This is a genomic window from Lentzea sp. NPDC051208 (genome assembly GCF_040682435.1).
GTDB classification, from domain to species: Bacteria; Actinomycetota; Actinomycetes; order Mycobacteriales; family Pseudonocardiaceae; genus Lentzea; species Lentzea kristufekii.
Genome location: NZ_JBFBAW010000006.1, coordinates 446,119 through 460,559 on the forward strand (window position 1 = coordinate 446,119; position 14,441 = coordinate 460,559).

Annotated in this window: 14 protein-coding genes; 9 read left to right on the top strand and 5 right to left on the bottom strand. The window is 69.3% G+C overall.

What is annotated here, in order from left to right:
- Positions 1-23: 23 nt before the first annotated feature.
- Positions 24-1,454, bottom strand: a complete 1,431-nt coding sequence (locus AB0M48_RS17650; RefSeq protein WP_363842592.1) for a S8 family serine peptidase — start codon at positions 1,452-1,454, stop codon at positions 24-26.
- 204 nt (positions 1,455-1,658) lie between these two features.
- Between AB0M48_RS17650 and AB0M48_RS17655 the strand changes: the two genes are divergently transcribed.
- From AB0M48_RS17655 to AB0M48_RS17685, 7 genes are all read left to right on the top strand, one after another.
- Entirely contained in the window at positions 1,659-2,384 is a 726-nt protein-coding gene (locus AB0M48_RS17655) for a TIGR03936 family radical SAM-associated protein (protein WP_363842595.1), read from the top strand.
- Between the two features lie 229 nt (positions 2,385-2,613).
- A complete protein-coding gene (locus AB0M48_RS17660) occupies positions 2,614-5,679 on the top strand; it encodes a translation initiation factor IF-2 N-terminal domain-containing protein (protein WP_363842598.1) in 3,066 nt (1,021 codons plus the stop codon).
- 265 nt (positions 5,680-5,944) lie between these two features.
- Positions 5,945-6,256 (top strand): 50S ribosomal protein L21, encoded by a 312-nt coding sequence (rplU, locus tag AB0M48_RS17665; RefSeq protein ID WP_030479431.1) that lies wholly within the window; start codon positions 5,945-5,947, stop codon positions 6,254-6,256.
- A 14-nt stretch (positions 6,257-6,270) separates the two neighbouring features.
- Positions 6,271-6,528: a 50S ribosomal protein L27 gene (rpmA, locus tag AB0M48_RS17670; protein ID WP_363842602.1), complete on the top strand. Its 258-nt coding sequence runs from the start codon at positions 6,271-6,273 to the stop codon at positions 6,526-6,528.
- Positions 6,529-6,633: 105 nt separating this feature from the next.
- Positions 6,634-8,094, top strand: coding sequence for a GTPase ObgE (gene obgE, locus AB0M48_RS17675; RefSeq protein ID WP_363842605.1), 1,461 nt, complete (start codon positions 6,634-6,636; stop codon positions 8,092-8,094).
- 4 nt (positions 8,095-8,098) lie between these two features.
- The gene (proB, locus tag AB0M48_RS17680) at positions 8,099-9,226 is read left to right on the top strand and encodes a glutamate 5-kinase (RefSeq protein WP_363842608.1); all 1,128 of its coding nucleotides are present in this window, start codon (positions 8,099-8,101) and stop codon (positions 9,224-9,226) included.
- Between the two features lie 10 nt (positions 9,227-9,236).
- Positions 9,237-9,635 carry a VOC family protein gene (locus AB0M48_RS17685; protein ID WP_363842611.1) on the top strand — a complete coding sequence of 133 codons (399 nt, stop codon included), beginning with the start codon at positions 9,237-9,239 and terminating at the stop codon, positions 9,633-9,635.
- Here the strand turns inward: AB0M48_RS17685 and AB0M48_RS17690 are convergent.
- Together AB0M48_RS17690 and AB0M48_RS17695 are read right to left on the bottom strand one after the other, a co-directional pair.
- On the bottom strand, positions 9,598-10,863 hold the full coding sequence (locus tag AB0M48_RS17690; protein WP_363842614.1) for an MFS transporter: 1,266 nt from the start codon (positions 10,861-10,863) through the stop codon (positions 9,598-9,600). The two genes, AB0M48_RS17685 and AB0M48_RS17690, sit on opposite strands and share 38 nt — an antisense overlap.
- Positions 10,864-10,875: 12 nt before the next feature.
- Complete coding sequence (locus AB0M48_RS17695) at positions 10,876-11,460, bottom strand: alpha/beta hydrolase (RefSeq protein WP_363842617.1); 585 nt, start codon at positions 11,458-11,460, stop codon at positions 10,876-10,878.
- Positions 11,461-11,498: 38 nt separating this feature from the next.
- On the opposite strand from AB0M48_RS17695, the gene AB0M48_RS17700 reads away from it, so the two are divergent.
- Positions 11,499-11,882 (top strand): VOC family protein, encoded by a 384-nt coding sequence (locus AB0M48_RS17700; RefSeq protein WP_363842620.1) that lies wholly within the window; start codon positions 11,499-11,501, stop codon positions 11,880-11,882.
- On the opposite strand, the gene AB0M48_RS17705 is transcribed toward AB0M48_RS17700, so the two are convergent.
- Entirely contained in the window at positions 11,864-12,763 is a 900-nt protein-coding gene (locus tag AB0M48_RS17705) for an AraC family transcriptional regulator (protein ID WP_363842623.1), read from the bottom strand. The two genes, AB0M48_RS17700 and AB0M48_RS17705, sit on opposite strands and share 19 nt — an antisense overlap.
- An 82-nt stretch (positions 12,764-12,845) precedes the next feature.
- On the opposite strand from AB0M48_RS17705, the gene AB0M48_RS17710 reads away from it, so the two are divergent.
- Positions 12,846-13,256: an anthrone oxygenase family protein gene (locus tag AB0M48_RS17710; protein WP_363842626.1), complete on the top strand. Its 411-nt coding sequence runs from the start codon at positions 12,846-12,848 to the stop codon at positions 13,254-13,256.
- Here AB0M48_RS17710 and AB0M48_RS17715 read toward each other — a convergent pair.
- Positions 13,234-14,418 carry a cytochrome P450 gene (locus AB0M48_RS17715; protein WP_363842629.1) on the bottom strand — a complete coding sequence of 395 codons (1,185 nt, stop codon included), beginning with the start codon at positions 14,416-14,418 and terminating at the stop codon, positions 13,234-13,236. The genes AB0M48_RS17710 and AB0M48_RS17715 overlap by 23 nt on opposite strands.
- Positions 14,419-14,441 lie beyond the last annotated feature (23 nt).

Here is a 14,441-nt window from a genome sequence, read left to right on the forward strand (position 1 = left end):
CGAGCCGTCGCGCAGGCAAGCGGCTACTTCGTGACGGCGGCGCGCGCGTCCACGAGTCCGTGGCCGTAGAACGAGTTGTACTCCGAGTACCCGGTGCAGAACGCGTCCTGCACACCCGTCCCGTTCAGGTCGTAGTCGGCGGGGCAGGCCAGTGTCTCCGCCTGCGCGTTCAGCTTCCGTCCCAGGGTCACCGCGTCCGTCTCGGGATGCACCGAGGCGATCAGCGCCGCCACCCCGGCCGCGTGCGGCGTCGCCATCGACGTGCCGCACGAGTAGTCGTAGCCGGACGGCACGGTCGACAGCACGCACCCGTTCGGCGTGCGCGAGTCGCCACCCGGCGCCGTCACGTCGATCGCGCCCAGCCCGTACGAGCTGTACCCGGCCTTGGTCTTGGTCGAGTCGACCGCGGACACCGCCACTACGTTCTTGAGCTGCGCCGGGAGCACCACGCACGTCGAGTCGACCGGCCGCGTCTGCGCGTCGCCGTTCGTCGGCGACATCGAGTCACGCCCCGGCCGGGACAGGTCGGCGGCGGCGTTCCCGGCGGCGGCGACCGTCAGCACGTTGCGCGACGTCGCGTAGTCGACGGCACGGCGCACGGCCTCGTAGATGACGCGCTGACCGGGCTCGCTCTGGCACGTGAACAGGTACGGGTCGATGAAGTAGCTGTTGTTGGTGATCGTCATCTGCTGCGCGGCGGCCCACATGAAGCCGCACACCGCGTACTCGGGGTAGATGAAGCCCTCGTCGTCCACGACCTTCACCGACGCGATGCGCACGCCCGGCGCGACGCCCGTGGTGCCGCGGCCGTCGTCCGCCGCGGCGATGGTGCCGGCGACGTGCGTGCCGTGCGGGGAGGTCGTCGGGGTCCACGCGGAAGGTGCCGTGTCGGGCTTGCCGGTGAGGCACCCCGCGGACAGTTCGGGCGCCAGTGCGGCGGCCAGATCGGGGTGGCGGGCGTCGATGCCCGAGTCCAGCACGCCCACGACGACGGACTTGGAGCCCTGGGTGATCTCGTGCGCGGCCGGAGCGTTGATGAGATTCATGTCCCACTGCTCGGCCGAGCGCACGCCCGAGGGCCGGAACAGCTCCGTGTCGTCCTTCTTGCGTTTCGCCGACCGCTTGGCGATGCCCTCGGCCTGGGCGCTGTAGGCGCGCTGCGGGCCGATCCGGTCGAGGAAACGGGGGTCCGGTGAGGTGGCTACCGCGACCGAGATCTGCGGGTAGTAGACGGTGGTCAGGCCACACGCCTCAGTGATCTCGGAATTCGCCGTCTCGGCGGGTGTGGCCTGCGGAAAGACCACCAGGTAGCGCAGCAGCGGACCGGGCTGGATGCACGACGGCGCGGCGGGCGCCGGATCTGGTTCCGCGCCCGCGGGCAACGACGCCGCCAAGCACCCGGCCACGAGCAACGCGGTCATCGCCGCCGCTCGTGCGCGGTGGGGCAGAGGCACCAGGGACCTCCAGGTCGGCAGGGCGTCCAGTCAGCCGGACCGTAACCACGCGCAACGATCTAGACAAGCTGAACGTTCTGAATCAGGTTCACGGTACCGTCCTCATGGACGAACAGCCTGCGCCGATGGGACCGCTCACCCGTCGGAACACCACTGGGAGCACCGCTGAGCCGCAACCTGCCGAACAACCCCTCCGCTGCCGCGGTGCAGAAACTGCGCCTGCGTTACACCAAGCGGGGGAGGTTGCGTTTCACCTCGCACCGCGACATCGCTCGCACGTTCGAACGTGCGCTGCGCAGGGCAGGCGTACCCATGGCCTACTCCCAGGGGTTCAGCCCTCACCCGAAGGTGTCGTGGGTGGGCGCCGCGCCGACCGGCGTGGCCAGCGAGGCCGAGTACGTCGAGGTCTCGGTGGTCGAGGCGGTCGACCCGGTGGCGCTCAAGGCCGCGCTCGACGAGGCGTTGCCACCCGGCATCGACGTCGTCGACATCGTCCAGGCGCGCGGTGGCAACCTCACCGAGCGCATCGACGCCAGCGAGTGGAGGATCGAGCTCGACGGGGTCGAGCCCGATGAGCTGGCGAAGGCGGTGAGCGTCTTCCTCGCGGCCGAGTCCGTGGAGGTCGAGCGGCTCACCAAGAACGGCACGAAGATGCTCGACGTGCGGCCCGCCGTCGTGTCAGCGCTGGTCGAACCACGTTCGAGCGACGCCGGACACGATGACACCGCTTTGTCACGACCGTGTGGGATACTCATGACGGTTGTACGGCAGGTAACGCCTACCGTGCGACCCGACGACGTGCTGAATGCGCTTCGCGTCGTGGCCGATCTCGTGCCGCCGGTACCTGCGAGAGCAACCCGGATGGCGCAGGGACGCCTCGACGGCGAGGGCAGGCTGGTGGACCCGCTCCAACAGGACAGAGAGTCCTGACGAGCGCAGACGGTGTCTGATTGGTCCGGCCCCCGCCCGCGAAGCACACAGGAGGAGCGGCGCTGACAGCGGCGTCGTCGTGGGACCTGCGCAAGCGTGCGTCCAGTGAGGCGCCACGCCGCTGCGCGCGAGGCAAGGATTCCCGCCGCGAGCAGCGGTGGAGAGAGACCAAGAGAGGCCCCTGCGCGGCCGCGTCCTCACGGGACGCGCCCGGGGGTGGAGGAGCTGCATGTCGAACAAGGAACAGCCCGCCGGTGGCACCGGCGGGCAGGGTGTGGTTGCCGCACGCCCTGAACTGGCGAACCTGCCGGACAAGTTGCGGGTTCACGCACTGGCGAAACTGCTGGACGTCAGCAGCAAGGACGTGATGACGGCGCTGGCGGACCTCGGTGAGGTCCCCAAGAGCGCGCAGTCGAGCGTCAGCCGCGACGTCGCGCTGAAGGTCGCCGAGACACTCGTCGACTGGGACGACGTGGTCACCGGTGAGGTCACCGAGGACTACGAGGCGCCCGCGATCCCGGCGTTCGAGGCACCGGCGCTCGCGCCGATCTTCGCCGCGCCGAGCGCGGTCTTCTTGCCGCCAACGCCGATCGAGCGCCCGAAGGCGCCGCCGTCGCCGTTCGTGGTCGAGGAGGAGCCGGTCGTCGAGGAGAAGTCCGTCGGCGAGATCGCCGCGGACGAGCTCGACGCCGCCGAGGCGGCTGAGGCCGAGACCGACGTCGAGGTCGACGGTGACGACGAGGCGGACAGCCGCCGTCGCCGCCGCCGTGGCCGCCGTGGCCGTGGCCGCGGCAAGGGCACGGACGCCGACGGCAACGAGGAGACCGACGAGGCTTCGGCCGAGGAGACCTCCGACAGCGCCGAGAGCGACGACGCCGCCGAGGCCGAGGACGAGGGCGACGAGAGCTCGACCCGCCGTCGCCGCCGTCGCCGCCGCCGCAAGACCGGCGCGGAAGACGACGTGACGTCCGAGGACGACCCGCCGAACACGGTCGTGCACGTCCGCGAGACGCGGGACGCGCGCGACGACAAGGCCGACTCCGAGGCCGCGCAGAGCGAGGTGCGCAGCATCCGCGGCTCCACGCGCCTGGAGGCCAAGCGCCAGCGCCGCCGCGACGGTCGCGAGGCCGGCCGCCGCCGTGCCCCGGTCCTGACCGAGGCCGAGTTCCTGGCCCGCCGCGAGGCCGTGGCCCGCACGATGGTCGTCCGCGAGCGCGGCGACCGCACCCAGATCGGCGTGCTGGAAGACGGCGTGCTGGTCGAGCACTTCGTCACGTCGTCGGGCAGCGGCTCGATCGTGGGCAACGTCTACCTCGGCCGCGTGCAGAACGTGCTGCCGAGCATGGAAGCCGCGTTCATCGACATCGGCCGCGGCCGCAACGCCGTGCTCTACGCCGGTGAGGTCGACTGGGACGCCGCCGGTCTCGAGGGCAAGTCCCGCAAGATCGAGCAGGCGCTGAGCAGCGGCGACTCCGTGCTCGTCCAGGTCACCAAGGACCCGGTCGGCCACAAGGGCGCCCGCCTCACCACGCAGATCAGCCTCCCCGGCCGCTTCCTGGTGTACGTGCCGGGCGGCGGTGCCACGGGCATCAGCCGCAAGCTGCCGGACAACGAGCGCAAGCGCCTCAAGGACATCCTCAAGCGCGTCGTCCCCGAGGACGCCGGCGTGATCATCCGCACCGCCTCGGAGGGCATCTCCGAGGAGGAGCTCGGCCGCGACGTCACGCGTCTGCAGGCCCAGTGGAAGGTCATCAAGGAGAAGTCCGAGAGCACCTCCACCAAGGCGCCGACGCTGCTCTACGAAGAGCCGGACCTGCTGGTGAAGGTCGTCCGCGACCTGTTCACCGAGGACTTCGCCCAGCTCGTCGTCCAGGGCGACGAGGCGTGGGAGGTCATCGACTCCTACGTCCGCCACGTGGCGCCGGACCTGCAGGGCCGCCTGAAGAAGCACGTCGGCAACAACGACGCGTTCGTCGAGTACCGCATCGACGAGCAGCTGATGAAGGCGCTGGACCGCAAGGTCTGGCTGCCGTCGGGTGGTTACCTGATCATCGACCGCACCGAGGCGATGACGGTCATCGACGTCAACACCGGCAAGTTCACCGGGTCGGGCGGCAACCTCGAAGAGACCGTCACGCGCAACAACCTGGAGTCGGCGGAGGAGATCGTCCGCCAGCTCCGGCTGCGCGACATCGGCGGCATCATCGTCATCGACTTCATCGACATGGTCCTGGAGTCGAACCGCGACCTGGTCCTGCGCCGCCTGACCGAGTGCCTCGGCCGCGACCGCACGCGTCACCAGGTCGCCGAGGTCACCTCGCTGGGTCTCGTCCAGATGACCCGCAAGCGGGTCGGCACGGGCCTGCTCGAGGCGTTCAGCCAGACGTGCGAGCACTGCCGCGGTCGTGGCGTCGTCGTGTCCACCGAGCCCATGCACTCGCACGGCGGTGGCAACGGTGGCGGCCAGCAGCAGCCGCAGCAGGGCACCGGCCGCAAGTCGCGCCGCAACAAGGGCGGTGGCGAGCAGGCGGCCGAGACCACCGAGGTCGTCGAGGCTGCCGTCGAGGCGCCGGCCGAGCCCGAGGTCGTCGAGGTCTTCGAACCCGGCGACCCGGAGGACACCTCCGAGGACGTGGTCGCCGCCGACCAGGAGCACGAGGCCCACGGCCGTCGTCGCCGCCGCCGGCGTGGCCGCGACAAGGAGCCGCAGGCCGTCGTCGACGCGGTCGTGGTCGAGGAGCAGGAGCTCAACGGTCACGTGCCGCACGAGGTCGCCGAGGACCCGGCGCCCGTCGAGCTCGAGCCCGTCGTCACCGAGTCCGAGGTGATCGAGGAGACGGCCGAGGAGCTCGTCGAGCCGGTCACCGAGCAGCCGATCGCCGAACAGCCCGTCGCCACGGGTCGCATCGGTGCCCAGCGGCCCGCCGAGTCCGAGCAGCCCGTCGTGACGGGACGCATCGGAGCTCAGCAGCCCGTGGTGACCGGTCGCATCGGTGCCCAGCGGCCCCTTCCGGCCGTCGAGCCCGAGCAGGAGCCCGCCGAAGCCCCGCAGCCGGTCTCCGCACCCGAGCCCGTCGCCGAGGCCCCTGTGGTCGCGGTGGAGCCCCCTGCGGCCCGTCCGCGGCGTCGCGCGGCCAAGCGCGCCGCCGGTGCCCCCGCGGCCGAGGTACCCGCTCCGATCGTCGTCGAGGTGCCCAAGCAGCCCGAGGTCCAGATGCCCGCACCGGTGGTCACCACCACCCGCAGGCGCCGCGCCGTGTCGCGGCCCGCGGGACCGCCGGTCCAGGAGGACTGACGCGAGGAAGCGAGACCGGGGTCGCCTGCGGGCGGCCCCGGTTTTGCGTTGCGGGACAACGTTGTGGGGGACCACACAGGCTGCGGGAACGTGTTCGGGGCACCCCGGTTTGCTCCGGGAGCACCCACTCCCGTAACCTTGTGGACGGCCCGCCATCCGACGGGTCCTGTCGTGTGCCTCCTCTGGTGCCTAATGGTGGAAACACCGTCCCAGACTGGTTGGCCCACGGCCCGTCACCATCGAGTAGCAGGAGACTTCCGTCCTGATGTACGCGATCGTCAAGACCGGCGGCAAGCAGTACAAGGTCGCTGTCGGCGACATCGTCGAGGTCGAGAAGCTCGAGGGCGAGCCGGGCACCGAAATCTCCCTCCAGGCGCTGCTCGTGGTCGACGGCACTGACGTCACCGCAGACGCGGCGGCCCTGGCGAAGTTCTCGGTTACCGGCAAGCTGGTCGAGCACACCAAGGGCCCGAAGATTCGCATCCACAAGTTCAAGAACAAGACCGGCTACCACAAGCGACAGGGTCACCGTCAGAAGTTGACCCGTGTCGAGGTCACCGGCATCACCGGTAAGTGAGGACCTGACTTCTCATGGCACACAAAAAGGGTGCATCCAGTTCCCGCAACGGCCGTGACTCCAACCCCCAGTACCTGGGTGTGAAGCGGTTCGGCGGTCAGGTCGTCAAGGCCGGCGAGATCCTGATCCGCCAGCGCGGCACCAAGTTCCACCCCGGCGTCGGCGTCGGCGTCGGCAAGGACGACACGCTGTTCGCCCTGCTGCCCGGTGCGGTGGAGTTCGGTTCGAAGCGCGGTCGCAAGACCGTCAACATCGTTCCGGTCGCGGTCTGAGGAGGACCGTTTCCGCAACGTAGTTAGACCTCTGCGAGGGGCGGGCCCGGTCATCCGGCTCCGCCCCTCGTTGCTTTGTTCAGACCTTTGAAGGGAAGTAGTTCCGTGGCCCGCTTCGTAGACCGGGTGGTGATCCACGCTGCCGCCGGCAACGGGGGCAACGGGTGTGCTTCAGTGCACCGCGAGAAGTTCAAGCCGCTCGGCGGCCCGGACGGCGGCAACGGAGGCAGTGGCGGCAACGTCATCCTCGTCGTCGACTCGCAGGTGCACACCCTGCTGGACTTCCACTTCCGCCCGCACGCCGCCGCCACCAGCGGCAAGGCCGGTGCCGGTGCGAACCGCGACGGCGCGAACGGCGAGGACCTGATCCTGCGCGTCCCGGACGGCACGGTCGTGATGACCGAGTCGGGCGAGATCGTCGCGGACCTCGTCGGCGAGGGCACCCAGCTGATCGCGGCGGCCGGTGGCCGTGGCGGTCTGGGCAACGCCTCGCTCGCGTCCAAGGCTCGCAAGGCGCCCGGTTTCGCGTTGCTCGGTGAGCCGGGCGAGACGCGCGACCTGGTGCTGGAGCTCAAGTCCGTCGCGGACGTCGGCCTGCTCGGCTTCCCGTCCGCGGGCAAGTCGTCGCTGATCTCGGTGCTGTCCGCGGCCAAGCCGAAGATCGCCGACTACCCGTTCACGACCCTGGTCCCGAACCTCGGCGTGATCACCGCGGGCGAGACCGTCTTCACGATGGCGGACGTGCCCGGCCTGATCCCCGGAGCGTCGCAGGGCAAGGGTCTCGGCCTCGACTTCCTGCGCCACATCGAGCGCACCGCCGTGCTCGCGCACGTCGTCGACTGCGCGACGTACGAGCCGGGCCGCGACCCGATCGCGGACATCGACGCGCTGGAGAAGGAACTCTCGGAGTACACGCCGGCGCTCGGCGGCAACTTCGAGGACCGTCCGCGCGTGGTGATCCTCAACAAGGTCGACATCCCGGACGCCCAGGACCTCGCCGACATCGTCCGCCCGGAGATCGAGGCCCGCGGCCTGCCGGTCTTCGAGGTGTCGACGGTGTCCCGCCTGGGCCTGCGCGAGCTGACGTTCAAGCTGGCCGAGGTCGTGCGCGAGTACCGCGAGGCCCAGCCGAAGAAGGAATCGACCCGAATCGTGCTGCGGCCGACCGCCGTGGACGACCAGGGCTTCACCGTGACCGAGGACCCCTCGGTCGAGGGTGGCTTCATCGTGAAGGGCGAACGCCCCGAGCGCTGGATCCGCCAGACCGACTTCTCCAACGACGAAGCCGTCGGTTACCTCGCGGACCGCCTCAACAGGCTGGGCGTCGAGGAAAAGCTCGTGAAGATGGGCGCCGTCCCCGGTTGCCAGGTCACCATCGGCGACCTGATCTTCGACTGGGAACCGACCACCCCGGCCGGCATCGCGATGACGATGACCGGGCGTGGCACGGACATCCGTCTCGAGCGCAACGACCGCATCGGCGCCCACGAGCGCAAGGCCCTGAAGAAGGCCCGCCGCGCGCCCGGTGAGTACGGCGACGACTACGGTGTTTCCAGCGAGGAGTAACACAGTGACGGCCCCCGTGGTCTCACAAGCTCGGCAAGCGGTCGCTTCGGCGAACCGCATCGTGGTCAAGGTCGGTTCTTCTTCCTTGACCACAGCGGAAGGTGGCCTCGATCCGGCGCGTCTCGACGCGCTGGTCGACGCCCTCGCCGCCCGTGCCGCGGCGGGCAGCCAGGTGGTGCTCGTGTCGTCGGGTGCGATCGCCGCCGGCCTGGCCCCGTTGAAGCTCTCCCGCCGCCCCCGCGACCTCGCCACCCAGCAGGCCGCGGCGAGCGTCGGCCAGCTCACCTTGGCGCACGCCTACGCGAACTCGTTCGGCCGCTACTCGCTGACGGTCGGCCAGGTGCTGCTGACCGCCGACGACGTGGTGCGTCGCGCCCACTACCGCAACGCCCAGCGCACGTTCTCGCGTTTGCTGGCGTTGGGTGCCGTACCTGTCGTGAACGAGAACGACACCGTTGCCACCGAAGAGATCCGCTTCGGTGACAACGACCGCCTCGCCGCCCTCGTCGCCCATCTCGTGGGTGCCGACGCGTTGTTCCTGCTGTCCGACGTGGACGCCCTGTACTCGGGTGACCCGCGCAAGCCGGGCGCCGTCCGCATCGCCGAGGTGGCGTCAGCGTCCGATGTGGACGGTGTGGAGGCGGGTACCGCCGGCGCGTCCGGCCTCGGTACCGGCGGCATGGCCTCCAAGCTCGCCGCCGCCCGCCTGGCCTCGTCCGCGGGCATTCCGGTGCTGCTCACCAGTGCCACCGAAGCAGGCCGGGCCCTGTCCTCCGCCGATGTGGGCACCGCCTTCGCCGCGACGGGTTCACGCCTCACCGCCCGCCGCTTCTGGCTCGGTTACGCCACCGACGCCAACGGCCGGCTGCACCTCGACGACGGCGCGGTCGCCGCTGTCGTGGGCAGGCGTCGTTCGTTGCTGGCCGCCGGAATCACGGGTGTGGACGGCGACTTCGAGGCAGGCGACGTCGTCGAGCTGGTCAGCCTCGCGGGTGAGGTCGTGGCCCGCGGTGTGGCCGGTTACGACTCGGCCGAGTTGCCGTCGTTGATCGGCCGCAAGACCCACGACCTGCCGGAGGAGCAGCGCCGCGAGGTCGTGCACGCCGATGATTTGGTGCCGTTGCATCGCTAGTCTCGGGTGCATGGCCCGGATGCACGATGTCGTCATCGACTGCGCTCATCCCGCGTCGCTCGCCCGGTTCTGGGCGCAGGCGCTCGACGACCACGAGCTCGCCCCGTACGACGACGCCGAGCTGACTCGGTTGAGCGCCATGGGCATCAACGACCCCGAGGACGACCCGTCGGTGCTGCTCGACGGGTCGCCGCGGTTCTTCTTCAACCGCGTGCCGGAACCCAAGACCGTCAAGAACCGCGTCCACGTCGACCTGTGGTGTGACGACGTCGAGGCCGAGGTGGAGCGGCTCGTCGGTCTCGGTGCCTCGGTGGTGAGCCGCGACGGCGTCTGGTTCGTGCTGGCCGACCCCGAGGGCAACGAGTTCTGCCTCAGCTCAACCGAACACCCTTTGTCTCCGGAAGCGTGAGGATCACCAGGAACGTGATCACCGCGCTGACCGCCACGTACCAGAAGAAGACGGTGCCGCCCACGGCCTGGATGACCAGCGGGGCGGTACCACCGAACACCGCGACGGTCAGGTTGTACCAAGCTCCGATGCCGAGCCCGCGCAGTTCGGTCGGGAACAGCTCGCTCATGATCGCCGGTGCGATCGACGTGATCGCTGTGTAGAGCCCGAGTCCCACGGCGAACACGATCACGAGGTTCAGCAGACCCGGTTTGACCAGTGTCGACAGCGGTACGACCAGCAACGCCATCGCAGCCGACCACACGAGCATCTGAGGTTTGCGGCCGTAGCGGTCGGCCATCCACCCCATCGGGTACTGCAGCGCGATGAACACGACGGTGCCGATCGACAGTGCCAGGAACACGTCGATGTCGTTGGCGCCCTTGGTCTTCACCGCGAACGGCGTCAGCGCGCTGAAGAACGTGTAGAAGCTCAGCGTCGAGAGCAGCGTGATGCCGATGAGCTGCCCGACGGCCTTCGGGTGCTCCTTGACCGTCATCAGCAGCGGGTTGCGCAGGCTCTCGGCCTTGGCCTTGTTCTCCTCGAACTGCTCGGTCTCCTTGAGCTCCCGCCGCAGCCACAGCCCGACCAGGCCGAGCACGCCGCCGATCAGGAACGGCACGCGCCAGCCGTAGGAGGCCATCGCGGCCTTGTCGAGGTTGCGGGACAGGAAGAACCCGAGCAGCGACGCGATCAGCACCGCCGCCCCGGTCGAGATGTAGAAGAACGACGAGTACCGGCCGCGATGCGTGGCGGGCGCGATCTCCGCCAGGTACGCCGACGCGTTCGACACCTCGCCGCCGAGCGCCATGCCCTGCGCGATGCGGGCGAGCACCAGCAACGCCGGTGACAGCCAGCCGACCTGCTCGAACGTCGGCAGCAGGCCGATCACGACCGACCCGCCCGACATCAGCACGATCGTGAACAGCATCGCGGTGCGGCGGCCCTTGAGGTCCGCGAACCGGCCGAGCAGGTAGCCGCCGAGCGGGCGGAAGAAGAAGGCGAGCGCGAACGTCGCGAAGGTGCTCAGCAGCGCCGCGGTTTCGTTGCCAGAAGGGAAGATCTGCGTCGCGAAGTAGATGCTGAACGCCGTGTAGATGCCCCAGTCGTACCACTCCACCGCGTTGCCGGCACTTGATGCGACGAGCGTGCGTACGGGCAGTCGATGCGTCTCCGATGTAACCGCCATAGACGCACCCAATCACACACGGCGACGAATTGGCGCGTACGTCTCGACTGGATCGTTGGTCAGGAAGTCCACGATCATCGCGTTGCACAGCGCGGGTTTCTCGTGCAACAGACCGTGCGACGTACCGGGAACGACTGCGAGCTCGGCTTTGGGCAGCGCCCGGTACAGGGCGGTGGCGTGCTCCAGCGTCACCTCGTCGTCATCGCCGATCATGATCAGCGTCCGGTTCGGCAGTGTCCCGAGATCTTTTTCGGTCAGCGCGGGCGAACGGTGGTGCATCGGCGTCAGTTCCGTGGCCGGGTCCCAGCCGTCGTGGTGGAAGACGCCGCACACGACCACAAGGCGTTGCACGAGGTCCGGTCTGAGCACGGCGGTGAGCAGTGCCACCGTGGCGCCGTCGCTGCAGCCGAGCAGGTGGGCGGGGCCGATCCGTTCCAGGAACTCGATCGTCTCCTGCGCCATCTCCGTGTGGTCCTGAGTGGCCTGGTCGACGCGATGTGGCGCGTGCAGGGCGAAGTCGGCGAGTGCGTCGAGCTGGGGCCCGAACGCGGACGGATCGGCTCCACCTGGATGCAGGAGAACGAGTGAGTCAGCCATGTGCGAGTAGACCTCTCTCGTCGGTGATACTCATCGCCGTGCGATCTATTGGTTTGGTGACGTTGGTGGTCCGCGACTACGACGAGGCGATCCGCTTCTACGTGGAGGGACTCGGATTCACGCTGGTCGAGGACATTCCTCAGGGGCACAAGCGCTGGGTGGTCGTGTCGGCGGGTGAGGGCGCGTCGCTGCTGCTGGCACAGGCTGACACGGATCAGCAACAGGCACGAGTGGGCGACCAGACCGGTGGCCGCGTCGGCTTCTTCCTCAACACCGACGACTTCGACCGCGACCACGCCCGCATGACCGCGTTCGGCGTGCACTTCCTGGAGACGCCGCGCGACGAGGTCTACGGCCGCGTGGCCGTCTTCGAGGACCTCTACGGCAACCGCTGGGACCTGCTTCAGCCCGCCCGCGCCTGACCGGGCGACACCCCGACGATCCGCTTGAACGCCCGGCTGAACGCGGCCTCCGACTCGTAACCGAGGCCGCGGGCGATCTCGCTGACCGTGCTGTCGCGGTCCCTGAGCCGATTCATCGCGACGTGCATGCGCCACCGCGTGACGTAACGCATGGCAGGTTCGCCGACGAGCTCGGTGAACCGCGCCGCGAACGCTGACCGTGACATGGCGGTCTGGTGGGCGAGGCGTTCGACGGTCCACGGCTGCGCGGGATCGCGGTGGATCAGCGCGAGTGCCTGCCCGATCTGCTGGTCCTGCAACGCGCCGAGCCAGCCGGTGCGCGCGGCCGGGTCGTTGGCGAGCCACGAGCGGATCGTCTGGATCACCAGCACGTCCGCGAGCCTGGTGATGACCGCCTCGCCGCCGGGGCGCACGGCCTGCGACTCGGTGGCCATCAGGTCGATCGTGGCGCGCATGTCGTCAGCACGGCGCACGTAGAGCACGTTCGGCAGCACGTTGATGAGGTGCTTCGCAGCCGGATGGTCGAAGCGGACCGCACCACACACGAGGTGCGTCACCGCGCCGCCGCCACCGTGCCGCAGGATCGCGTAGTTGTCGGTCTCGAACTCGTGCGGCAGCGTCGTGACGACCGGCGACTCCGCCTCGCCGTAGAACAGCCGGTGGCGCTGCCCGCCGGGGACCAGCAACACGTCGCCGGGTTCGAGCGAGATGACCTGGCCGTCGACCTCGACGTCGCACCGGCCGCTGGTCAGGACGTGGAACCACAGGCAGTCCGCCATGTCGGGCATCGTCGCGCCCCACGGCTCGGTGAGCTCGTTGCGGCAGTAGAAGGTGCCGGACATCCTCAGCAGGTGCAGCGCCTCGCCCAGTGCATCCGTCACGGCATTAATTCTGGACGAACGAGCAAGTTCGCGCGATGAATTGTCATTGAGAGTCCTGCGCTCACCGGTCAGAGTGAGCGCCATGGGGTCAACCACGCTGATCGCTGCCGCCGCTTCCGGACTGATGGCCGGGCTGTTCTTCGCCTTCTCCGTCGCCGTCATGCCCGGCCTCGCCGACCTGCCCGCCTCCGCGGCACGCGAAGCGATGCGCCGGATCAACGTCCGGATCCAGAACCCGTTGTTCCTGCTGGTGTTCCTCGGCAACGCCGTGTTGTGCGGCATCGAGGTCTTCCAGGGCAGGATCGCCGGCGGCCTGTTCTACGTCGTCGGCTCTGTCCTGCTCACGATGGTCGTCAACGTGCCGATGAACAACCGTCTCGAACAGTCCGACGATGCCTACTGGCCGCAGTACCTGCGCACCTGGGCGATCTGGAACCACGTGCGTGCCATCGCCTGCCTCGCCTCGATGGTCACCCTGCTGCTCGGATTCTGAGGCCGTGCTTGGGCCGCATCGCGGCAAGCCCGGTCGGCGTGAGGCGCTGGGGGAGCAGGTCGGGTTTCGGCCGTTGCAGCAACGCTTTCAGCATCACGGTCAGCTCGGTCGTGGCGAGCCCGGCGCCGATGCAGCGGTGCGGTCCGCCGCCGAACGGCAGGAACTCGTGCAGAGCCGGCTTGGTCTCCCAGCGGTCCGGGTCGAACTTCAGCGGATCCGGGAACACCTCGGCCAGCCGATGCGTGACGTACGGGCTGTACAGCAGGAACGCCCCCTGCCGGATCTTCTTCCCGGCGAACTCGAAGTCCTGCGTCGCGACCCGCGCCGAGACGACCGCCGGCGGGTAGAGCCGGAGCGTCTCGTTGACCACGTTGCCCAGGTAGTCGTCGTCCTGCTGTGCACGCTCCCAGACCCCGTCGTGCCGCAACAGGTTGAACACCGCCCACGCCATCGCGCCGCTGGTCGTCTCGTACCCGGCCGCGATCAGCGTGACGATCTGGTCGCGCACCTCCAGGTCGCTCAGCCCGTCACCTTCCACGAGAGAGGTGAGCACGTCACCGGCCGTCTTGCCTTGGCGCGTCTCCTCGATCGCCCGGTAGACCCGCGCGTCGACGGCCCTGCGCGCTCGCATGGCGTTGCGCCAGGCCGGCGCCCGCATCGTCCTGAGCAGCGTGACGACCGCCGGGTTGCGGTCGATCAGGTTGATCAGCACCTGCAGGTGCGCGCCGAAGAAGTCCGACTCCTGCGCCAGCTCCTCGCCGAACAACGCGTGGATCGTGCTGCGCCGGATGGCCCGGCGGAACTCCTGGTACGCGTCGACCGTTTCGCCCGGCCGCCACGCGTCGATCGTCGCCTCGGCGTAGGCCTGCATGACCGGCACGTAGCTCGCGATCTGCCGGTGCGCCAACGCGGGCTGCACGAACCGGCGCCGCCGCTTGTGGTCCTCACCGTCGCTCACGATCAACGACGTGGGCCCGTCCACCGGCACCAGCGACTGGAACGCCCGCTCCACCTCGAAAAACTCGGAGTGGGCGAACACGAACCGGTTCGCCTCGGGCCCGAGGAGGTAGGTGTAGGGCCCCATCCGCACGACCGGCCCGAACCGCCGGTACAGGCTCGCGAGGAGATCGGCCTGCCGGTACCGCACGACGTCCGGAGTCATGCCGCTGACAGTGCCACACAGCA